Source organism: Microbacterium sp. CFBP9034 (genome assembly GCF_034045255.1).
Lineage (GTDB): Bacteria > Actinomycetota > Actinomycetes > Actinomycetales > Microbacteriaceae > Microbacterium.
The window spans coordinates 1,962,739-1,983,499 of the sequence record NZ_JAXCWC010000001.1; the positions used below are offsets into that span (position 1 = coordinate 1,962,739).

Genomic DNA, 20,761 nt, shown 5'->3' on the forward strand with positions numbered 1-20,761 from the left:
TATGGCCACCGAAGAGACTCTCGTCCTGGTGAAGCCCGATGGAGTGGCGCGCGGCCTGACCGGCGCGATCCTCGCCCGCATCGAGGCGAAGGGATACTCGCTCGTCGACATCCGGCTCGTCGAGCCCGATCGCGGCACCCTCGAGCGCCACTACGCCGAGCACGAGGGCAAGCCGTTCTACGAGCCGCTCCTCGAGTTCATGATGTCGGGACCGTCGGTGGCGATCCGCCTCGCGGGCAACCGCGTGATCGAGGGCTTCCGCTCGCTCGCCGGCACGACCGATCCCACGACGGCCGCGCCTGGCACGATCCGCGGCGACTTCGGCCGCGACTGGGGCCTCAAGGTCCAGCAGAACCTGGTGCACGGCTCCGACAGCACCGAGTCCGCGGCGCGCGAGCTCGGCATCTGGTTCGCCTGACCCGCGCGCGGATCAGAACAGCTCGCCCAGCACGTCCAGGCGCAGCTGGGCGAGGATCGCGATGATCGCGTAGCTCACGACGACCAGGAGCGGCACCCAGCCCATGAGCCGGTCGGCGCCGCGCCGGATCGCCGCAGGGGCGGGGAGGATGCCGGAGCGCAGGATGTGGATCGTCACGACGTAGTAGGTCGGGATCGTGACGGCCCACGTCACCATGCACCAGGGGCACAGCGTTCCCAGCACGTAGATGCTCTGGATGATGAGCCAGATGACGAAGACGAACGCGAACGTCAGGCCGAGCTCGAACAGCCACCAGAACCAGCGGGCGAAGCGGGCGCGGGCGAGGATCGCGAACCCGACGACGATCGGAGCCATCCATCCGGTGAGTCCCAGGATCGGGTTGGGGAAGCCGAACACGCTGCCCTGAGCCGACGTCAGATTGGCGCTGCACTGCACCAGGAATCCGAAATCGCACGACGCGATCGCGTCGGGGTCCGCCAGCAGATGGAACTTCTCCACCGTGAGGGAGAAGGCCGCCCACCAGCCGATCGCTCCGGCGATGATCAGCCATACCGCCAGGGCGGTCGGGCGGGTGTGCGACTGGGCCTCGGGCATGCTTCGGATTATGGCATCGAGGACTGGGCGGATGCCGCGCAGCGGCCAGGGGAAAGAGTCGGCGCGCCGCCGACGAGCAATCGGCCGGGGAAAGTGCGATAATGGCTGTCGATGTGACCGCGGCCGCGCCGCAACTCGCATCACCAGAAGACTTCAGGGCGACGAATGCCCTTGGCAGCGTGAGCTCCCGCCGCATGAGCCGGGATCCCGCTGCAGACCGACTCAGTTTCGCGGCACCGCAGGTGCGGCACCGCACGAGATCACGCCGGGCGGCGCGCGGTGCCGACCCGCAGGGAGTAAGCCAGTGATGGCCGATGGAACAGATGCAGACTTCAACCCCCAGACCGAATCGGATGCCCCGCTAGCGCCAGACGCTGCCACCGCATCCGCTGGCACGGACACCGAGGCGATCGCCGCGGCCGAGGTCGACGCGGTCCGCGAGTCCGTCGAGGTGACGGAGGAGGGTGCCGACGCACCCGCGACCGACGACACGGCGGCCGTCGTCGAGGACGCGTCGGCCGAGCCCGCAGCGACCGAGCCGGTGGCAGTCGAGCCGGCGCCCGCTGCCGAGCCGGAGCCCACCGAGGCCGAGCCGGAGCCGACCGAGGCAGCGCCGGAGCCCGAGCCGCAGTCTGAGCCCGAGCCCGAGAAGCCCGTCACGGCGGTGGCGCTGGGCCTGCTGCCCGAAGTCTTCGTGTCGGCCGTGTCGACGGAGCTGCTCTTCTACGCGCCCGAGATCAAGGCGCTTCCGCCCCTGCCCGACGAGGAGCCCGAACAGGAGCTCACGTCGGCCAATGCACGCCGCCGCAACCGGCGTCGCGGGGGAGAGGGGGGCCGGGACGAGGCATCCGCTCCTTCCGAGCCCGCCCCGCCGCGTCAGCGCGCCGTCGAACTCATCACCGAGCCGCAGCGCATCAAGGGGTCCACGCGCCTCGAGGCCAAGAAGCAGCGCCGCCGTGACGGCCGTGAGGCCGGCCGCCGCCGCGCCGTTGTGACCGAGGCCGAATTCCTCGCACGCCGCGAGGCCGTCGACCGCGTCATGATCGTGCGCTCGAAGAACGGCCGGATCCAGATCGCGGTGCTCGAGGACAACGTGCTCGTCGAGCACTACGTCGCCCGCAACCAGGACGCCTCGCTGATCGGGAACGTCTACCTCGGCCGCGTGCAGAACGTGCTCCCGAGCATGGAGGCCGCGTTCGTCGACATCGGCCGCGGCCGCAACGCCGTGCTCTACTCGGGCGAGGTGGACTGGGACGCGGTCGAGACCGGCAACCAGCCGCGACGCATCGAGCTCGCCCTCAAGTCCGGCGACAAGGTGCTCGTCCAGGTGACGAAGGACCCGGTCGGACACAAGGGCGCGCGCCTCACGAGCCAGATCTCGCTGCCGGGACGGTACCTCGTCTACGTGCCGGGCGGCGCCATGAACGGCATCTCGCGCAAGCTCCCCGACACCGAGCGCGCGCGTCTGAAGAAGATCCTCAAGGAGGTCCTTCCGGAATCCTCCGGCGTGATCGTCCGCACGGCCGCCGAGGGTGCGACCGAGGACCAGCTCACGCTCGACGTGCAGCGCCTCACCACCCAGTGGGAGCACGTCAGCACGCAGGTGCAGACGATCCAGGCGCCGGCGCTGCTGCACTCCGAGCCCGACCTTCTGGTCAAGATCGTCCGCGACGTCTTCAACGAGGACTTCTCGAAGATGCTCATCCAGGGCGAGGACGCGCTGCAGACGATCACCAAGTACGTCGAGAGCGTCGCACCCGACCTCCTCGAGCGGGTCGTCGCCTATGAAGGCGAGAACGATCCCTTCGACCAGTTCCGCGTCACCGAGCAGATCGAGAAGGCGCTCGACCGCAAGGTCTGGCTGCCCTCGGGCGGCTCGCTCGTCATCGACCGCACCGAGGCGATGACGGTCGTCGACGTCAACACGGGCAAGTTCGTCGGCACCGGAGGCAACCTCGAGGAGACCGTCACGAAGAACAACCTCGAAGCGGCCGAGGAGATCGTCCGCCAGCTGCGGCTGCGCGACATCGGCGGCATCATCGTGGTCGACTTCATCGACATGGTGCTCGAGTCCAACCGCGACCTCGTGCTGCGCCGCCTCGTGGAATGCCTGAGCCGCGACCGCACGAAGCACCAGGTCGCCGAGGTCACCTCGCTCGGCCTCGTGCAGATGACCCGCAAGAAGCTCGGACTGGGCCTGCTCGAGACGTTCAGCGAGGCGTGCGAGGTCTGCGCGGGCCGCGGCGTGGTCGTGCACCACGATCCGGTCGTGAAGCACCGCGGACCCCAGTCGTCCTCCGGGTCGTCCTCGTCGTCGGGCCGACGCACCCGCGGCAGCGCCCCCGCGCAGAACGGCGGCGGCGGGTCGAACGGCACGCATGTCATCACCGAGGGTGTGAAGTCCGCGCTCGCGCAGATCGCCGCCTCGACGATCCATCACCATGACGAGCTGCCGGCGGAGGACGCCGCACCCGTCGCGGAGGCGCCCGCGGAACGTCCGAAGAAGGTGCGCAAGAAGCGCGGCGAGCCCAGCGCGAAGTCGACGAAGGCGCCGCGGACCGAGAAGGACGCGCTCCTCGACTCGGTGCTCAGCGCCCTCCCGGAGCCCAAGGCGCCCGGTCAGGGACGCTCACGCCGTCGCGTGAGCACCGCTGCGCTGACCGGCACGCCGGTCTCTCACACGCCCGAGGACTGACCGCGGATGCCGCGCGGTCGCTCGCCCTCCGGGGGCGTCAGCGACCGGCGCGGCGCTCGCGCGCGGTCACCCGCAGGCCCGAGGCGATGAGACGGCGAACAAGCTCATGACCGTCGACGTGCTCCGCACCGGCTGAGACCAGGCGCGTGTGGGCCTCGTCCGGCACGTCGTAGTGGTCCAGATCGAAGCCGCGGCGGGGGATCCCGTTCGCCGCCGCGAACTCATGGAGCTCGTCCAGGTTCGAATCGCTCACGAGATGAGCCCACAGCCGGCCGTGCGCCGGCCAGCGCGGATCGTCGATCAGGATGGCCACGTCGCGATCCTATTCACACCCGCGTGCGACACGGCAGCCCCAGCTTTTGCCGTTGGTCGCGGCATCCGGTAAAGTAGTCCTTTGGTGCGTCCCGTTTCGAAAGATGTGGCGATGGCCGACAGGCTCAGCAGCCGGCTGCAGCCGTCGCTCCCGCACCAAGGACTTCCTCTTCTCGCAAGAGCAGAGTCTCGCAAAGACAATCGGAGCCGTGCGCTCCCATCCAGTAGAAACAGGTGTGAAGTGGTTTACGCAGTAGTGCGCGCCGGTGGCCGGCAGGAGAAGGTGGAGGTCGGCACGATCGTCGTCCTCGACCGCCAGAAGGCGAAGATCGGCGACACGCTCGAGCTTCCCGCTGTCCTCTTCGTGGACGGTGACGCGGTCACGACCGACGCCGACAAGCTCGCGAAGGTGACCGTCACGGCCGAGGTCGTCGGTGAAGAGCGCGGTCCCAAGATCGTCATCCAGAAGTTCAAGAACAAGACCGGTTACAAGAAGCGCCAGGGGCACCGTCAGGACCTCACGCGCGTCAAGGTCACCGGCATCAAGTAAGTCCAGGAAGAGACGCAGAGATGGCACACAAAAAGGGCGCAAGCTCCACCCGTAACGGTCGTGACTCCAACGCTCAGCGACTGGGCGTGAAGCGCTTCGGCGGCCAGAAGGTCCTCGCCGGCGAGATCATCGTCCGTCAGCGCGGCACGCACTTCCACCCCGGCGCCAACGTCGGCCGCGGTGGCGACGACACGCTGTTCGCCCTCGAGCCGGGCGCAGTCGAGTTCGGCCAGAAGGGCGGCCGCAAGGTCGTCAACATCGTGGTGGCCGCGGAGTAACTCCCGGAGCACACACATTCTCGAGGAAGGGGCGGGCTTCGGCTCGCCCCTTTCCCTTTACTCTGGGTCACACCCAGACTCTCCGTGAGGGGGATCGCATGGTCACGTTCGTGGATCGTGTAACGCTGCATCTGAGCGCCGGCAAGGGCGGCAACGGCTGCGTGTCCGTGCGCCGCGAGAAGTTCAAGCCGCTGGCCGGCCCGGACGGCGGCAACGGCGGCAACGGCGGCGACGTCGTCCTCGTCGCCGACCCGCAGGTGACCACGCTGCTGGCGTACCACCACTCACCCCACCGCTCCGGCGGCAATGGCGGGTTCGGCATGGGCGATCACCGCTCGGGCGCACTGGGGGAGTCCGTCGTGCTCCCGGTGCCGGTCGGCACGGTGGTGAAGGATCCCGACGGCGAGACCCTGGTCGACCTGATCGAGCCCGGCATGCGCTTCGTCGCGGCGCCGGGTGGTCTCGGAGGCCTCGGCAACGCCGCGCTCTCCAACCCCAAGCGCAAGGCGCCCGGTTTCGCGCTGCTCGGAACGCCCGGCTGGGAGGGCGATGTCCTCCTCGAGCTCAAGACCGTCGCCGACGTGGCGCTCGTCGGATTCCCGTCCGCCGGCAAGTCGAGCCTCATCGCCGCCGTCTCCGCCGCGCGGCCGAAGATCGCGGAGTACCCGTTCACGACGCTGCACCCGAACCTCGGTGTCGTCCAGGCCGGCGACGTGCGGTTCACCGTCGCCGACGTGCCCGGGCTCATCGAAGGCGCCAGCGAAGGCAAGGGACTCGGGCTCGAGTTCCTGCGGCACGTCGAGCGCTGCACGGCGCTCGTGCACGTGCTCGACTGCGCGACGCTCGACCCCGGCCGCGACCCGCTGACCGACCTCGACGTCATCCTCGCCGAACTCGAGGCGTACCCCGTGCCCGACGGACAGGTCCCGCTCCTCGAGCGCCCGCAGCTCATCGCGCTCAACAAGATCGACGTCCCCGAGGCGAAGGATCTCGCCGAGCTCGTGCGGCCGGAGCTCGAGGCCCGCGGATTCCGCGTGTTCGAGATCTCGACGGTGAGCCACGAGGGCCTCCGCCAGCTGACGTTCGCGCTCGGCGACATCGTCGCCGCCCACCGCACCGAGCTCGCCGAGAAACCCCCGCTCGAGCGGATCGTCATCCGGCCGCGCGGCTCCAAGAAGGACTTCTGGATCCGCATCGACGGCGGCACGTACGGCAACATCTATCGCATCCTCGGCGAGAAGCCCGAGCGCTGGGTCCAGCAGACCGACTTCCAGAACGAGGAGGCCGTCGGCTACCTCGCCGATCGCCTCGAGAAGCTCGGTGTGGAGAACGAGCTCTTCCGCTCCGGCGCGACGCCGGGCGCGACGGTCGTCATCGGCGAGGGCGACGGCGTCATCTTCGACTGGGAGCCCTCGCTCACCTCGGTGGCGGAGCTCGCCACCGCACCGCGGGGGACCGACCCGCGCCTGCTGCAGAGCAACCGGCGCACCACATCGGAGCGTCGCGAGCACTACCACGAGCGGATGGACGCCAAGGCAGAGGCGCGCGCCGAGCTCGAGTCGGAACGGCTGGCGAAGGCGGACTGGAGCGCGGAGGGCGACGAGTGATCGCACTCGAGCGGGACGGCATCCGCGCCGCCCGCCGCGTGGTGGTGAAAGTCGGCTCGTCGTCGATCAGCGGCGAGAACGCCGAGAAGATCGGGCCGATCGTCGACGCCCTCGCCGCCGCCCACGCGCGCGGCACCGAGGTCGTGCTGGTGTCCTCGGGCGCCATCGCCACCGGGATGCCGTTCCTCCTGCTCGACGGTCGCCCGAGCGACCTTGCCACGCAGCAGGCCGCCGCCGCGGTCGGGCAGAACGTGCTGATCTACCGCTATCAGGCGGCGTTGCGCCCGTTCCAGATCGTCGCCGGCCAGGTGCTCCTCACGGCCGGCGATCTCGAGAACCCCACCCACAGCTCCAACGCGCGCCGCGCCATGGAGCGCCTGCTCGGCCTCCGCATCCTGCCGATCGTCAACGAGAACGACACGGTCGCGACGCATGAGATCCGCTTCGGCGACAACGACCGGCTGGCGGCTCTGGTCGCCCAGCTCATCGGCGCCGACGCGCTCGTCCTCCTGAGCGACATCGAGTGCCTGTACACGCGGCCGCCGGACGAGCCGGGCGCGAAGCCCATCACACGCGTGGCGTACGGCGACGACCTGCACGGGTTCGAGTTCGGCTCGGTGGTCGTCAACAGCGTCGGCACCGGCGGCGCGGCGACCAAGGTGTCGGCCGCGCGGCTGGCCGCGGCATCCGGAATCGGGGTGCTCGTCACGAGCGCCGACCTGGTCGACGAGGCGCTCAACGGCGCCGACATCGGCACATGGTTCCAGCCGAACCCCGAGCCGACCGCCCCGGTCGTCACGGGCGCCGTGCGCACCGCCGTCGATAAGCTGGGCTGATGACCACCACGGCCACCACTGCCCGGGAGCGGATGCTGCTCGCCAAGGAGGCCTCGCGTGCGATCGGCCTGCTCCGCGACGAGCAGAAGCGCGACGCCCTGCTCGGCATCGCGAATGCCATCGAGACCGCGGCGCGCGAGATCGTCGATGCCAACGGCGAAGACCTCGAGCGCGGCCGGGTCACCGGTCTCTCCGAGGCCCTCCAGGACCGTCTCCGGCTGGATGAGTCCCGCGTGGCCGCCCTCGCCGCGGCGGTGCGCGACATCGCGGCGCTTCCCGACCCGGTCGGCCGCGTGCTCGATGAGCGCACGCTCGCCAACGGCGTCTCGCTCACGAAGGTCTCAGTGCCGTTCGGGGTCGTCGGATCGATCTACGAGGCCCGACCCAACGTCACGGTCGACATCGCCGCGCTCGCCCTCCGGTCGGGCAACGCCGTCGTGCTCCGCGGCGGATCGGCGGCCGAGCGGACCAACGCCGCACTGGTGAAGGCGATGCGCGGCGCCCTGGTGGAACAGGGCATCGACCCCGAGGCGATCCAGACCGTGGACGACTTCGGGAGAGACGGCGCGCGCGAGCTCATGCAGGCGCGCGGCGTGGTCGACGTGCTCGTCCCGCGCGGGAGCGCCCAGCTGATCGAGACCGTCGTCACCGAGTCGTCGGTGCCCGTGATCGAGACCGGTGCGGGCGTCGTCCACATCGTGCTCGACGAATCCGCTCCGCTCGACTGGGCGCGCGACATCGTCGTGAACGCCAAGATCCAGCGCCCGAGCGTCTGCAATGCGGTCGAGACGGTGCTCGTGATCCGGGATGCCGCGCCCCGTCTGGTGCCGCCGGTCGTCGAGGCGCTCCGCGCGCAGGGCGTCACCGTGCACGGAGACGCGACGGTCGCCTCGCTCGCCGACGGGATCACTCCGGCCACCGACGAGGACTGGGCGACCGAGTACCTCAGTCTCGACATCGCGATGCGCGTGGTGGACGACCTCGACGAGGCGCTCGACCACATCCGCCGCTATTCGACCCATCACACCGAGTCGATCATCACGCAGGATCCGGCCCATGCGGAGCGCTTCCTCGCCGAGGTGGACTCCGCCGTCGTCATGGCGAATGCGTCCACGCGCTTCACCGACGGGGGAGAGTTCGGCTTCGGAGCCGAGGTCGGAATCTCCACGCAGAAGCTGCATGCACGCGGTCCGATGGGCCTCTCCGAGCTCACGAGCACCAAGTGGCTCGCGCGGGGCGTCGGACAAGTACGCGTCTGACCGCATAAACTGAAGGCTGGCCTGAGCCCAGGCGAACCCGAACGGAGCACAATGACCATCGCCACGATCGTCGCCCTCGCCGCGGAAGAGACCGAGCACCACGGCAACGTCGCTCTCGAGACCGTCGGCTACGGCATCGTCGCGGTCGCGGTCTTCGCAGCCCTCGCGATCGTCACGCTGTCCTACCGCAACGTCGCCAACCGCCACTCGCAGAAGGCCGAGGCCTACACGCGGGCGCACGCGAACGATGTCCAGCACATGGGGCACGGCCACTAGGCCGACTGCATGTCGGTGACGGCCGCCCCGAGGATCGGGGTCATGGGTGGGACATTCGATCCCATCCATCACGGTCACCTCGTCGCTGCGAGCGAAGTCGCCCAGTGGTTCGACCTCGACGAGGTCGTGTTCGTCCCCACCGGTGAGCCCTGGCAGAAGTCCGACGTCTCGCCGAGCGAGCACCGGTATCTCATGACCGTGATCGCGACGGCGTCAAACCCGCGTTTCACCGTCAGCCGGGTCGACATCGACCGCTCCGGCCCCACCTACACCATCGACACGCTGCGCGATCTGAAGGCTCAGCGGCCCGATGCGGAGCTGTACTTCATCACGGGCGCCGACGCCATAGCGCAAATTCTCAGTTGGAGGGACCATGATGAGTTGTGGGACCTCGCGCACTTCGTCGCGGTCTCCCGTCCAGGACACGTGCTGAGCACGGACGGTCTGCCCAGCGAAGACGTGAGTCAACTCGAGATCCCCGCGCTCTCCATCTCGTCGACGGACTGTCGTGACCGCGTGGAACAGGGACACCCCGTGTGGTATCTCGTTCCAGACGGGGTCGTCCAATACATTGCGAAGCACCATCTCTACCGGAGCAAGGAATGAGCACACCCGAGCAGCCGGCGAACCAACCGCTGACGCGCAAGCAGATGCGCGAGATCCGCAACACGGGGTCCACCCCCGTGATCACCGCCGAGGCCGCGGCAGAAGCCGCCTCCGCCCCGCCGGTCCCCGAGCCGACCCCGCCGGCGCAGGAAGCGCCGCGCGAGGCCCCGCCGGCGCCGATCGCCTCCGTCCCCCTGCCGCGCGCCGCCGATCCGGTGTTCGTTCCGCCCGCCCCGGTGGCCGATGCCTCGGTCGACCTGGGCGCGTCGCCCCTGACCCGCCGTCAGGCTCGTCAGCAGGAGCGCATCCGCACGGCGTCCGTGCCGGTCATCACGCCCGAGGTCGCGGCCGCCCACTCGGGATCGCACTCGTCCGCTCCCGGCACGACGATGATCGAGTCGCCCGCCCTCACGCGGACCGAGCCGGTGAACCTCAACAGCGGCATGCACGACCTGTTCGGTCTGGCGACCGCCCCGGCTCCGGTCATCGCACCCCAGCCCGCGGCCGCCGCGCCCCGGGAGCAGTCCGAGGCCGATGAGGCACCGTGGTTCGCGCAGCTGACCACGGACGCGGCGGACGAGCAGCCCGCCCCGATCGAGGCGCGCGAGAGCGACCAGCCCCAGAAGGAGCGCGTCGTGAGCCCGCTCTTCGGCGCCGGGCTCCTCGCCGGTGAGCCGGAGCAGGCCGACCTGCCTCCCTCGTTCGATCAGCTGCTCTCACGCACGACCGGCTCCATCTCGGTGCCGAACGCGCTCATCCTCTCCCAGGCCCCCGAGGTCTCTCCGATGGTCGCGCCGTTCAGCTCGACCGGCGAGGTGCTGATCACGGGAACGCTCAATCTCCCCGAAGGACTGGGATCCACAGGACACGCCCGAGGCACCGCCGACGGCAAAGAGGTCGACGCGACACTGGTGGACGGCGAACTGCCGGCCCACTCGTCGCCGACCCCGATCGCGGCGAGTGCCGCGATCAGCACGGTGAAAACGGCCGGCGAGGTCATCAGGCCTCCGGCGCCGGAGAAGGGCAGCCGTCTGATGCTGACCCTGGCCATCACCGCGGGCGCGCTCGCACTGGCCTTGGTCGGCGTGCTCATTCTCGCTTTCACGACAGGAGTTCTCTGATGACCGCCGGTAGCCAATCGAACGAGATGCTGCAGATCGCGGCCGCCGCAGCCGACTCCAAGAGCGGTGAGGATCTCGTCGCGCTCGACGTGTCGGGTCCGCTGCCGCTGGTCGACATCTTCCTGCTCGTCACCGGCCGCAACGAGCGCAATGTCGCCGCCATCGCCGACGAGATCGAGGACAAGCTGCTGGAGTCCGGACACAAGCGGCTGCGCCGCGAAGGTCGCCAGGAGTCGCGGTGGATCCTCCTGGACTTCGGCGACCTCGTTGTGCACGTCTTCCACGAGGAGGAGCGCATGTACTACGGCCTGGAGCGCCTGTGGAAGGACTGCCCGGTCGTCGCGATCGAGCTGCCCGCTGCGGCATCCGCCGAGTGAGGGCCTTGGTTCGAAGCATCGTGTGACGTGTTGTAAGCTTGTGGAGTTGCCTCGCGGGGCAACGATCCGGGCCTGTGGCGCAGCTGGTAGCGCACCTGCATGGCATGCAGGGGGTCAGGGGTTCGAGTCCCCTCAGGTCCACCGAGATCCCTGGTTCGCCAGGGATTTTCTGGTTTCCGGGCTGGCTTCCAGTCGCTCAGGCCATTGACCGGTCGCCCCTCCACGGAGCACGCTGGTGCTCGACTCCAGGAGGTGTTCGATGACCGAGGTGATCCCGTTCCTCTGGTTCGACAACGATGCCGAAGCCGCCATCAGGTTCTACACCGGACTGATCCCCGGGTCCGAGATCGTGTCGCTCGGGCGGTACCCCGACGAGGTGCCCGGAATGGGCGGGAAAGTGATGAACGCGCACTTCCGGCTCGCCGGGCGCGACTACTACGCGATGGATGCCGGACCGCAGTTCCCGTTCACCGCCGCCGTGTCGCTCTACGTCTCGTGCGCCGACCAGGGCGAGGTGGATCGCTATTGGGACGCGCTCGTGGCCGACGGCGGCGAAGAGCAGCCCTGCGGCTGGCTCAAGGACCGCTGGGGGCTGTCGTGGCAGATCATCCCCGACCGGCTCATCGAGCTCATCCGGCATCCCGATCCCGACACCGCGCACCGCTCGATCCAGGCGATGCTCACGATGCGCCGCATCGACATCGCCGCGGTCGAGGCGGCCGCCGCAGCCGCGTGAGACTCGTTCGCCTCGTCGCCGTCGCCGGATGCCTCCTTCTCGGGCCGGCCTCGGCATCCGCGTGCTCACCGGCGCAGCCGCCGACTGCCGTTCCGCCGAGCGTGGCACCGACGGATCTGCCTGAGCCGGTCCCGACGCCGTCGGCGGGTGCGACCGGGTGGTGGCATCCGTCCGGTGCGCCGCAGGCGCTGGCGTCGGGGTTGGCGGCCCCGTGGTCCGTCATCCCGCTCGATGGCGGAGGAGCGCTGATCTCACAGCGGGACGACGGGAGCGTGCTCGAGCTCACCGTGTCGGGGAGCGTGCGCAGCGCAGGGGTGGTGCCGGACGTGGTGTCGGGCGGCGAGTCCGGGCTTCATGGGATCGCCCTTCACGCCGAAGGGGACGACCGGTGGCTGTACGCCTATCACGGCGCGCGGGACGACAACCGAGTGGTGCGGATGCCGCTGCTCGGCGACGAAGGTGCCCTGAGCCTCGGCGAGGCCGACGTCGTGTTCGAGGGCATCCCGCGCGCGAGCACCCACAACGGCGGCCGCATCGCGTTCGGACCGGACGGGTTCCTGTACGTCACCACGGGCGACGCCCAGAATCGGGATGCGCCCCAGGACCCGGAGGCGCTCGGGGGGAAGATCCTGCGTCTGACCGCCGAGGGGGATCCCGCGGCGGGCAACCCCTGGAACAACGCGGCGTGGTCGATCGGGCACCGCAACGTGCAGGGGCTCGCGTGGACGAGCGACGGCGCGATGTGGGCCAGCGAGTTCGGTCAGAACACGTGGGACGAGTTGAATCGCATCGAGGCGGGAGCGAACTACGGCTGGCCGGTCGTGGAGGGCGTCGCGCAGCAGGACGGCATGGTCGATCCCGCGGTGGCGTGGGCGACGCACGAGGCGAGCCCCAGCGGCATCGCCGCGCTCGGCGAGACCGTGTTCGTCGCGGGGCTGCGCGGAGAGCGGCTGTGGGTGGTCGACACTCGCGCCGGGTCGCTGGGGCCCGCGCCGATCTCGGCGTTGACGGGCGAGCATGGCCGGCTCCGGGACGTCGTGGTCGCGCCGGACGGGGGACTGTGGCTGCTGACGAACAACACCGACGGGCGCGGCAGCCCGCGTGCCGGCGATGACTTCCTGCTGCGGATCAGCCTCGAGCAGGTTCCGTGAGCCACGGGGGATCCCAGACCCCCGGGGCGCGCTACGGTGAATCCGTGAGCTCACAGCCTCGTTGTCCGCACTGCCGCCACTTCGTCTACCTGGACACACTGACGTGCCCCAACTGCGAAGGCGAGCTCGGCTACAACATCGAGACGCGCCTCTTCCACGGTGTTCGCAACGGCAGGGCCGATATCGAAGGCCGTGCCTGGTACACGTGCTCCAATCGGGAATGGTCTTGCAACTGGCTGGTCCGCGACGACGCGCCCGCCGGCCGCTGCTTCTCGTGCCGGCTCACCCGGCGGCGACCGGCGGCCGACGACACGGTCGCGCTGGAGAAGCTCGCCAAGACGGAAGAGGCGAAGCGGCGACTGCTCCTCCAGCTCGGCGACCTCGGGCTGCCCATCGTGCCGTGGGACGTCCGCAAGGGCGGCCTGGGCTTCGATCTCATCTCGAGCCTCTCCGACGGCAAGCGCGTCATGATCGGCCACTCGAACGGCATCATCACGATCGACCTGGCGGAGAGCCTCGACGACCGGCGCGAGGCCCTTCGGGTGAGGCTCGGGGAGCCATACCGCACCATGCTCGGCCACCTGCGCCACGAGGTCGGACACTACTTCCAGAACGTCCTGCTGACGGACGACGACCTGTGGGCTCGCTGCCGTGCGCTGTTCGGCGATGAGCGCGAGAGCTACCGCGACGCGATCTCGCGACACTACAAGCTCGGCGCACCGGCGAACTGGAAAGAGAGCTTCATCTCGGAGTACGCCACCATGCATCCCTGGGAGGACTTCGCGGAGACGTGGGCGCACTACCTCCACATCACCGGAACCCTTCAGACGGCGGCCGTGATCGGCATCAATCTCGACGCATCGGTGTCGAATCTGCGCGACACCGACGTCGTCCCTCTCGAGTCCTACCGCTCCGAGCCCATCCAGCGGCTGCTCACCGACTGGGAGTGGATGTCGCAGGGCTTCAACCGGATCAACCGTGCGATGGGCTTCGGCGACCTCTACCCCTTCAGGATTCCGGTGCCCGTGCGTCGCAAGCTGGAGTTCGTGCACGACATCGTCACACGCGCCCCGCTCACCTTCGAGGAGCAGTATGCCCTGGCTTTCGCCGAGGAGCCGGAGCGGGCATGACGACGTTCTCGCGGGGCCAGCGTGTGATCGGCGCCGCGACGCACTATGTCGAGAACCAGCCGCCGTGGCGTGTGGACGTGAACGAGTACGCGCTCAATGCGCCCCTCGTGGCCGCGGTCGACGCGTTCGGGGCGGGGTGGGCCGACGAATCGCTCCGAGACGTCGGCGCACGGGTCGGGTCGGCGGACTTCCAGCGCGACGCCGAGCTCGCGAACGTGCACACCCCCACACTGCAGGCGCATGACCGGTGGGGGTTCCGGCTGGACGAGGTCGAGTACGACCCGTCCTACCACCGGGTCATCGCCGAGGCCCTCGCTCACGGCGCCCACACCTCGGCGTGGGCGGACCCGCGGCCCGGGGCGCACGTCGCACGTGCGGCGACCTTCATGCTCTTCGCGCAGGTCGAGCCGGGCCACGCCTGCCCGGTGTCGATGACGCATGCCGCCGTCGCGTCGATCGCCGACTCGCCGTGGGTCGCGGACGAGTGGCTGCCTCGGCTGCTCGCACGCGAGTACGACCCGCGGCTGACGACCGAGCAGAAGAGCAGCGCCCTGATCGGCATGGCGATGACGGAGAAGCAGGGCGGATCCGACGTGCGCGCCGGAACGACGCTCGGCGTCTCGATGGGCGGGCACGCCTATCAGCTGACCGGCCACAAGTGGTTCTGCTCGGCCCCGATGTCCGACGGGTTCCTGGTGCTCGCGCAGACGCACCGGGGCGGGAAGGACGAGGGCCTCTCCTGCCTGTTCGTGCCGAGGATGCTGCCGCACGGGATGCGGAACGTCTTCCGGCTGCAGCGGCTCAAGGACAAGCTCGGCAACAGGTCGAACGCCTCGGCGGAGGTCGAGTTCGACGGCACCGTCGGGTTCGTCCTGGGCGAGCCCGGGCGGGGGGTCCGGACGATCATCGAGATGGTCCAGCGGACGCGGCTCGACTGCGTCCTGGGCACCGCCGCCGGCATGCGGCAGTCGGTCGCGGAAGCGGTGTGGCACGCCCGGGGCCGAGAGGCGTTCGGCGCGCTCCTCGTCGATCAGCCGGCGATGACCGGTGTGCTGGCCGATCTCGCCGTCGACACCGAGGCCGCGACGCTCACAGGCCTGCGCCTGGCCCAGCTGTTCGAGGCCGAGGCATCCGATCGTGACGTGGCCCTCCGGCGCCTGGCGACTCCGATCTCGAAGTACTGGGTGTGCAAGCGCGGGCCGCAGCACGCGTACGAGGCGCTCGAGTGCCTCGGCGGCAACGGCTACACCGAGGGATTCCCTCTCGCGCGGCGCTATCGCGAGCAGCCCGTCATGGCGATCTGGGAGGGTTCGGGCAACGTCATCGCGCTCGATGTGCTGCGCGCGCTCACCCGCGACCCCGACTCCGCCGACGCGTTCGCCGACGAGCTCACGGTGACCGCGGGTGCCTCGGCTCTTCTCGACCGCCACGTCGAGCGCGCACTCGGGCTGCTGACGTCGCTACGTGGCGCCGATGCGGGAGAGGCGCAGTCCCAGGCGCGCCGGCTCACCGAGTCGCTCGCCGTGGCGTTCCAGGCGTCCCTCATGCTCCGCCACGCGCCGAGCCTCGATGCCGAGGTGTTCATCGCCGCACGGCTGGGGGAGGACCGGGGGTCCCAGTACGGCGTGCTCCCCGTGGGGACGGATGCCGCAGCCATCGTCGCGCGGCACTGAGCATCAGCGCTCGGCGATCGGCCGAAGGTACTCGTCGGCGAAGTCGGTGCGGATCTCCACCCACAGCGGCGAGTGGTCCGACATCTGCCAGGTGCGCCACGCGCGGTAGGCCGTGCGGACGCCGGCGTCGTCGGCGCCCGGGGGAATCGTGTGCTCGAAGTACGGACGGTAGACCTCGAGGTCCTCGTCGCGGAACACGTCGGCGAACGGCGCCTCGATACCCCCCGCTGTGACCTGGAACCGGTCGTCCTTCACCCGTGTCGCGATCTGGTCGTAGAAGTGATCCCGGTCGGCGATCCGCGACCCGTCGATCGCGGCGGGCACTTCGAAGCCGTGCCGCAGCAGCGCTTGCATCGTGCCGTGCTGCGGGCTGACGACGTTGAAGTCGCCGAGTGCGATGACGTTCTCGACGTTCCCCACCCCTCCTGCAGCGGGGCGCGGGGCATCGTCCTGGCGCTTCGCCAGAAACGCCGCGAGCCGGTCGATCTCGGCGATGCGGCGCTCGAGCGGCGCTCCGGTGTCGTCGCCGAAGTAGATGTGGACCGTGCACAGCGAGAACGTGAACCAGCCGGATGCGAACGACACCAGGAAGGGGCTGCGGGCGAACTGCAGTCCGCGGTCGGTCTCGTCGGCGCCCGCCCCGCTGTTCCCGACCACGAGCTGGCCCTCGGGGAGGACGATCTCGCCGGCGATGTTGCGGAAGCGCACGCGGTCGCGGTTGAACAGGAAGGCCATCCGCTCGCCGTTGCCGCCTCGGCCCTCGGTGATGTCGGTGGCGATGAAGTCCCAGTCGCGGCCGAGGATGTCGAGCACCCGGTGCAGCGGCGCGAGGTCGCGACTGACCTCCTGCACGGCAATGAGATCGAACCCGGACAGCATCTCGGCAATGTAGTAGAAGCTCTCCGGAAGGCGGGGGCCCATGCCGAACTTGCCCGAGTCGAAGTCGCGGATGTTCCAGGTCGCCAGGAGCAGCCGTGAGTCGTCACGGCGCTCGCGGAGCGGCCTCAGCGTCGTGCGCATCGCCAGCACGCGGTCGGCGCATCGCTTGCCGGCGGCGGCGTCGTCGTCGACCAGGCGCGTGATCCCGGAGTAGTTGGTGCCCATGGCGGCCTCCTCGCTCGGTGGGAAGGAGGCTTCTCCACCTGCGGCTGATACGCCCGGCCCACGGGTGCCCAGGCGGTGCCCAGGCGGCGAGCCCGACGCGCGCCTAGGCTGGACGGGTGAGAGCTGCGCACCGGGTCGCCGCCGCGGGCATCGCCCTCGGCGCGGTGCTCTCGCTGGCTGCGACCACCGCTTCGTCCGCGGACGCAGAGTCGCCGGATGCCGGGACGGTGCGGGTCGAAGCCGCGACGGACGGCGACCTGGAGGCAGCGGCATCCGCTCGGGTGGCCGCCATGTCGGTGCGTGAGAAGGCGGCGTCGGTCGTGATGGGACACATCCCGACCACGGATGCCGCCGCGCTGCGCGACTACATGGAGGAGACGGGCATCGGGGGCTTCATCCTGATGGGGGCCAACATCCCGGACGGAGAGGCGGCGGTGCGGGCCGTCACGGCCGGACTGACGGTCGACCCCGCCTTTCCTCCGCTGATCGCCGTGGACCAGGAGGGCGGAGACGTCTCCCGGCTCGGAGGGGACGCGTTCGCCTCGGCCCTCGCACTCAAGGGGGAACCGGCCGCCGCGGCACAGCAGGCGTTCGCGGGCCGCGGGGGGCTCGTGCAGCGGGCGGGGATCGGCGTCAACTTCGGCATCGTGGCCGACCAGACCGACGACCCGGGCTCGTTCATCTACCGTCGCGCGCTGGGGACCTCGCCGAAGGCGGCGGCGGAGCGTGTCGCTGCGGCGGTCGAGGGCGAGGCGCCTGAGTCGCTGTCGACGCTCAAGCACTTCCCGGGGCACGGCGCGGCGCCGGGCGACTCGCACAGCGGCATCCCGTCGAGCGGAATGTCGAAGGCCCGGTGGCGGGCAGCGGATGCCCTGCCGTTCGAGGCGGGGATCGACGCCGGTGCGGCGCTGCTCATGTTCGGCCACCTCGCCTACACCGCGGTCGACCCGGCGCCCGCGAGCCTGTCCGCCGAATGGCACCGCATCGCGCGGGAGGAGCTCGGATTCGGGGGCGTCGCCGTGACGGACGACCTCGGCATGCTGCAGGGCTCCGGCGTCGCCGCCTACGCCGATCCCGTCGCCAATGCCGTCTCTGCCCTCGCCGCCGGGAACGACCTCGTGCTCGCAGTCATGTTCTCGAACGCCCGGACCGCGCCGGACATCGTGGACGGCATCGTCGCGGCCGTGGAGTCCGGAGAGCTCGATCCCCAGCGGCTCGACGAGGCGGCGACGAGGGTCGCTGTGCTGCGCATGGGGCTCGCCGCCGACGGGCGGGGCCTGATGCCGTGCGCGGACTGCGCCCCGGTGGATTGAGTCAGTCGGCGTCGATGACGTCGAGCAGCCCGGCACGCAGCGCCCGGCCGCGCTCCGCGAACACCCGCTGCGCGGCCACGTACTCGGCCTTGCCCTGTGCGGTCTCGATCGGCACCGGGTCATAACCCCACGCCGTGAGGTCGTAGGGCGATGCCCGCATGTCGAGCGTCCGGATGTCACGGGCCAGCGCGAACGCGTCGAGCAGCAGCTCCCCGGGCACGAGGGGTCCGAGCTTCATCGCCCACTTGTACAGGTCCATCCCGGCGTGCAGGCAGCCGGGCTGCTCCAGGTCGGCCTGTCGCTCGCGGGAGGGCTCGTCACGGTTGAGCGGCGCGGCCTCCGGGGTGAAGAACCGGAACGCATCGAAGTGGGTGCATCGCAGGTCGTGCGCTTCGACCACGGCGTCCGTCGCCGTCTGACCGAGTCGCAGGGGCACCTCGTGCCGGTGGCCGGGCTCGCGGTACACCATTGCCCACTCGTGCAGGCCGAAGCAGCCGAAGCTGCCCGTCCGGTTCGCGGTCGCCCGCAGGATCCGGCCGATGTTCGTGATGAGAGCGCCTCGGTCCTGACGCATCGCGATCGCGTCGACGACCAGCGAGCCCGGAGCGTCACCGGACGCGTACCACCGCCACTGCGCACGCGGGGTGGCCGCGGCATCCGCCAGCTCCCTGCCCGCGCCGGGGTGCCAGCGGCGCAGCAGGGCCGGCTTGTACGAGTAGTACGTGAAGAGGAAATCCTCGACCGGATGCCGCTCCCCGCGTGACGCGCGGGCCCGGTGCGCGGCGGTCATCTCGTCGGCGCGCGCGGCATGGGCTTCCTCGCGGGCGCGCCACTCCGCCGCGCTCAGCACGGCGGGACGGGGTGGGGCGATCGGCACCGTTCGAGGATACGCGTGCCGTCCGAACACCGGCCCGGAGCGGGGTCAGTCCCCTGCGGGTTCGATGAGCTCGGGGGAGTTGTTGCGCACGTTGCCGACGGCCTTCGACACCACGTGGTCGTCGAGCGTCTCGGCGAGGGCCGGGGCGGCGTCGATAGCCGCATCGAGCACGTCACGCACGTTGTCGGTGGTCGGGTCGAGCCACGCATCCGCGTGGTCGGGGTCGAGGAACAGCGGCATCCGGTCGTGGATCGACCCGAGGCGCCCGATCGCGTCGCGCGTGAGGATCGTGAAGCTGAGCAGCCAGCGGTCGGGGTCGTCGTCGGCCTTCGACTTGTCGCGCCACCACTCGTAGAGGCCTGCCATGAAGAGCGGCGATCCGTCAGCCGGGTGGATGTAGTGCGGGACTTTGACGCCGTCGTCGGTCTTCCACTCGTAGTAGCCCGATGTGGGCACCACGGCGCGGCGCTTCTCGAGGGCCGAGCGGAACATCGGCTTGTCTTCCAGCTCCTCGGCGCGGGCGTTGAACGCACGCGCGCCGATCTTCGGATCCTTCGCCCAGCCGGGGACGAGACCCCAGCGGGCGCTCTCGAGTCGTCGCACCGGCAGCTCCTCCTTGATGGAGTCGAGCACGATCGCCGCCTGCGAGGTCGGGGCGACGTTGTACGACGGCTCGGGGAGGTCGTCCCCTTCGACGTCGACCCGCAGCACGCCGACGAGCTCTGATCCGGCACTGGCCACCACGAAGCGTCCGCACATGCGGTCAGCCTACGCGGGGGCTCCGACGTCAGTGCGGGACGACGCCGACGTCCTCGAGACGCTCGAGGAGCCCCGCGCCGTCCGACTCGGTCACCCACGGGACCGCCACCGCGCTGTGGTCGTTCACGGCGGTCCGCCCACCCGCGAGCACGGCCTCGGCGGGTGACAGCCGCCGGATCGCGACCCCGACCACGCTCTCCGGGTGCTCGGCGGTGAAGGTCGTGTACAGCTCGTCGTCGTGCTGCCCGTCGTCTCCGATCAGCAGCCACCGCACGTGGGGGAACTCCTCCGCGAGCCGCCGCAGGTTGGAGAGCTTGTGCGCCTTGCCGCTGCGGAACCACCGATCGTGGGTCGGACCCCAGTCGGTGAGCAGCAGCGCGCCCGGCGGGAACAGGTGGCGGCGGAGGAATCGCATGAGCGTGGGTGCGATGTTCCAGGCGCCGGTGGACAGGTAGATGACAGGCGCGCCGGGGTTCTCGCGCACCACCCGCTCCATGAGCACGGCCATTCCGGGGACCGGCTGACGGGCGTGCTCGTCGACCACGAAGGAGTTCCACGCGGCGAGCAGCGGGCGGGGGAGCGCCGTGACCATGACCGTGTCGTCGACGTCGGACACGACGCCGAACGTCACGTCGGGCGCCACGACGAAGGCGCGGGTCTCGATGGGCTCGCCGCCCTCGACCGACATCGTGAAGGTCTGCCAACCCGGCTCGAGGGTCGCGGGCAGTCGCACGTCGATCACGCCGCCGCGGTCGGCGACCACGTCGTGGTCGATCCCCGCGATCGTCACGGTGACCTGCGCGTAGCCGATCGGCACCGCGACGAAGCTCCGCCAGCCTCGGACGCTGGCGTACTCGCCGGACTCGGTGCGCTTGACGGGCGGGACGATCATGACGCGGCCGAGCACCCGCACCCAGCCCGGGCCGGCGTAGCCCGGGAACGCGGCCACGGTGGGCGTGTGGCCCCGCCGCCGGGCGCGTCGCTCGCGCCATGAGTGGAAGCGGTACTCGAGTCGCGCGAACCACAGCACCTTGGTGCGAGGGGTCGTCGATGCGTTCTCGGGCATCC

At 70.2% G+C, this 20,761-nt stretch carries 22 protein-coding genes and 1 tRNA gene; 17 read left to right on the forward strand and 6 right to left on the reverse strand.

The window, feature by feature from the left end:
- Position 1: 1 nt before the first annotated feature.
- A complete protein-coding gene (gene ndk, locus SOM19_RS08980) occupies positions 2-418 on the forward strand; it encodes a nucleoside-diphosphate kinase (RefSeq protein ID WP_320486178.1) in 417 nt (138 codons plus the stop codon).
- 12 nt (positions 419-430) lie between these two features.
- On the opposite strand, the gene SOM19_RS08985 is transcribed toward ndk, so the two are convergent.
- Entirely contained in the window at positions 431-1,033 is a 603-nt protein-coding gene (locus SOM19_RS08985; protein ID WP_320486179.1) for a vitamin K epoxide reductase family protein, read from the reverse strand.
- A 307-nt stretch (positions 1,034-1,340) separates the two neighbouring features.
- On the opposite strand from SOM19_RS08985, the gene SOM19_RS08990 reads away from it, so the two are divergent.
- The gene (locus tag SOM19_RS08990) at positions 1,341-3,728 is read left to right on the forward strand and encodes an Rne/Rng family ribonuclease (protein WP_320486180.1); all 2,388 of its coding nucleotides are present in this window, start codon (positions 1,341-1,343) and stop codon (positions 3,726-3,728) included.
- 37 nt (positions 3,729-3,765) lie between these two features.
- Here the strand turns inward: SOM19_RS08990 and SOM19_RS08995 are convergent, their stop codons facing one another.
- Positions 3,766-4,041, reverse strand: coding sequence for a DUF4031 domain-containing protein (locus SOM19_RS08995; RefSeq protein WP_320486181.1), 276 nt, complete (start codon positions 4,039-4,041; stop codon positions 3,766-3,768).
- Positions 4,042-4,281: 240 nt separating this feature from the next.
- Between SOM19_RS08995 and rplU the strand changes: the two genes are divergently transcribed.
- From rplU to SOM19_RS09065, 14 genes are all read left to right on the forward strand, one after another.
- Entirely contained in the window at positions 4,282-4,590 is a 309-nt protein-coding gene (gene rplU / locus SOM19_RS09000) for a 50S ribosomal protein L21 (RefSeq protein ID WP_320486182.1), read from the forward strand.
- 20 nt (positions 4,591-4,610) lie between these two features.
- Positions 4,611-4,868: a 50S ribosomal protein L27 gene (rpmA, locus tag SOM19_RS09005; RefSeq protein WP_320486183.1), complete on the forward strand. Its 258-nt coding sequence runs from the start codon at positions 4,611-4,613 to the stop codon at positions 4,866-4,868.
- Positions 4,869-4,966: 98 nt separating this feature from the next.
- The gene (gene obgE / locus SOM19_RS09010; RefSeq protein ID WP_320486184.1) at positions 4,967-6,475 is read left to right on the forward strand and encodes a GTPase ObgE; all 1,509 of its coding nucleotides are present in this window, start codon (positions 4,967-4,969) and stop codon (positions 6,473-6,475) included.
- Positions 6,472-7,311 carry a glutamate 5-kinase gene (gene proB / locus SOM19_RS09015; RefSeq protein WP_320486185.1) on the forward strand — a complete coding sequence of 280 codons (840 nt, stop codon included), beginning with the start codon at positions 6,472-6,474 and terminating at the stop codon, positions 7,309-7,311. Before obgE ends, proB begins: the two co-directional genes overlap by 4 nt.
- A complete protein-coding gene (locus SOM19_RS09020) occupies positions 7,311-8,570 on the forward strand; it encodes a glutamate-5-semialdehyde dehydrogenase (protein ID WP_320486186.1) in 1,260 nt (419 codons plus the stop codon). Before proB ends, SOM19_RS09020 begins: the two co-directional genes overlap by 1 nt.
- Positions 8,571-8,621: 51 nt before the next feature.
- Positions 8,622-8,846: a hypothetical protein gene (locus SOM19_RS09025; protein WP_320486187.1), complete on the forward strand. Its 225-nt coding sequence runs from the start codon at positions 8,622-8,624 to the stop codon at positions 8,844-8,846.
- Between the two features lie 9 nt (positions 8,847-8,855).
- Positions 8,856-9,452 (forward strand): nicotinate-nucleotide adenylyltransferase, encoded by a 597-nt coding sequence (gene nadD / locus SOM19_RS09030; RefSeq protein WP_320486188.1) that lies wholly within the window; start codon positions 8,856-8,858, stop codon positions 9,450-9,452.
- Positions 9,449-10,573: a hypothetical protein gene (locus SOM19_RS09035; RefSeq protein WP_320486189.1), complete on the forward strand. Its 1,125-nt coding sequence runs from the start codon at positions 9,449-9,451 to the stop codon at positions 10,571-10,573. The genes nadD and SOM19_RS09035 overlap by 4 nt, the downstream gene beginning before the upstream one ends.
- The gene (gene rsfS / locus SOM19_RS09040) at positions 10,573-10,950 is read left to right on the forward strand and encodes a ribosome silencing factor (protein WP_320486190.1); all 378 of its coding nucleotides are present in this window, start codon (positions 10,573-10,575) and stop codon (positions 10,948-10,950) included. The genes SOM19_RS09035 and rsfS overlap by 1 nt, the downstream gene beginning before the upstream one ends.
- A gap of 68 nt (positions 10,951-11,018) precedes the next feature.
- Positions 11,019-11,091 (forward strand) — tRNA-Ala (locus SOM19_RS09045).
- Positions 11,092-11,209: 118 nt separating this feature from the next.
- Positions 11,210-11,686 carry a VOC family protein gene (locus SOM19_RS09050; RefSeq protein WP_320486191.1) on the forward strand — a complete coding sequence of 159 codons (477 nt, stop codon included), beginning with the start codon at positions 11,210-11,212 and terminating at the stop codon, positions 11,684-11,686.
- Positions 11,683-12,837 (forward strand): PQQ-dependent sugar dehydrogenase, encoded by a 1,155-nt coding sequence (locus SOM19_RS09055; protein ID WP_320486192.1) that lies wholly within the window; start codon positions 11,683-11,685, stop codon positions 12,835-12,837. Before SOM19_RS09050 ends, SOM19_RS09055 begins: the two co-directional genes overlap by 4 nt.
- 44 nt (positions 12,838-12,881) lie before the next feature.
- Positions 12,882-13,967 (forward strand): zinc-binding metallopeptidase family protein, encoded by a 1,086-nt coding sequence (locus SOM19_RS09060; RefSeq protein WP_320486193.1) that lies wholly within the window; start codon positions 12,882-12,884, stop codon positions 13,965-13,967.
- Positions 13,964-15,640 carry an acyl-CoA dehydrogenase family protein gene (locus SOM19_RS09065; RefSeq protein WP_320486194.1) on the forward strand — a complete coding sequence of 559 codons (1,677 nt, stop codon included), beginning with the start codon at positions 13,964-13,966 and terminating at the stop codon, positions 15,638-15,640. The genes SOM19_RS09060 and SOM19_RS09065 overlap by 4 nt, the downstream gene beginning before the upstream one ends.
- A gap of 3 nt (positions 15,641-15,643) precedes the next feature.
- Here the strand turns inward: SOM19_RS09065 and SOM19_RS09070 are convergent, their stop codons facing one another.
- A complete protein-coding gene (locus SOM19_RS09070; RefSeq protein WP_320486195.1) occupies positions 15,644-16,744 on the reverse strand; it encodes an endonuclease/exonuclease/phosphatase family protein in 1,101 nt (366 codons plus the stop codon).
- 116 nt (positions 16,745-16,860) lie between these two features.
- On the opposite strand from SOM19_RS09070, the gene SOM19_RS09075 reads away from it, so the two are divergent.
- Complete coding sequence (locus SOM19_RS09075; protein ID WP_320486196.1) at positions 16,861-18,057, forward strand: glycoside hydrolase family 3 N-terminal domain-containing protein; 1,197 nt, start codon at positions 16,861-16,863, stop codon at positions 18,055-18,057.
- Position 18,058: 1 nt separating this feature from the next.
- Here SOM19_RS09075 and SOM19_RS09080 read toward each other — a convergent pair whose 3' ends face one another.
- From SOM19_RS09080 to SOM19_RS09090, 3 genes are read right to left on the reverse strand one after another with little or no spacing between them, the layout of a single operon-like run.
- Positions 18,059-18,934 (reverse strand): 3-methyladenine DNA glycosylase, encoded by an 876-nt coding sequence (locus tag SOM19_RS09080; protein WP_320486197.1) that lies wholly within the window; start codon positions 18,932-18,934, stop codon positions 18,059-18,061.
- A gap of 45 nt (positions 18,935-18,979) precedes the next feature.
- Positions 18,980-19,693: an SOS response-associated peptidase gene (locus SOM19_RS09085; RefSeq protein WP_320486198.1), complete on the reverse strand. Its 714-nt coding sequence runs from the start codon at positions 19,691-19,693 to the stop codon at positions 18,980-18,982.
- Positions 19,694-19,721: 28 nt separating this feature from the next.
- On the reverse strand, positions 19,722-20,759 hold the full coding sequence (locus SOM19_RS09090) for an App1 family protein phosphatidate phosphatase (RefSeq protein WP_320486199.1): 1,038 nt from the start codon (positions 20,757-20,759) through the stop codon (positions 19,722-19,724).
- Positions 20,760-20,761: the final 2 nt, after the last annotated feature.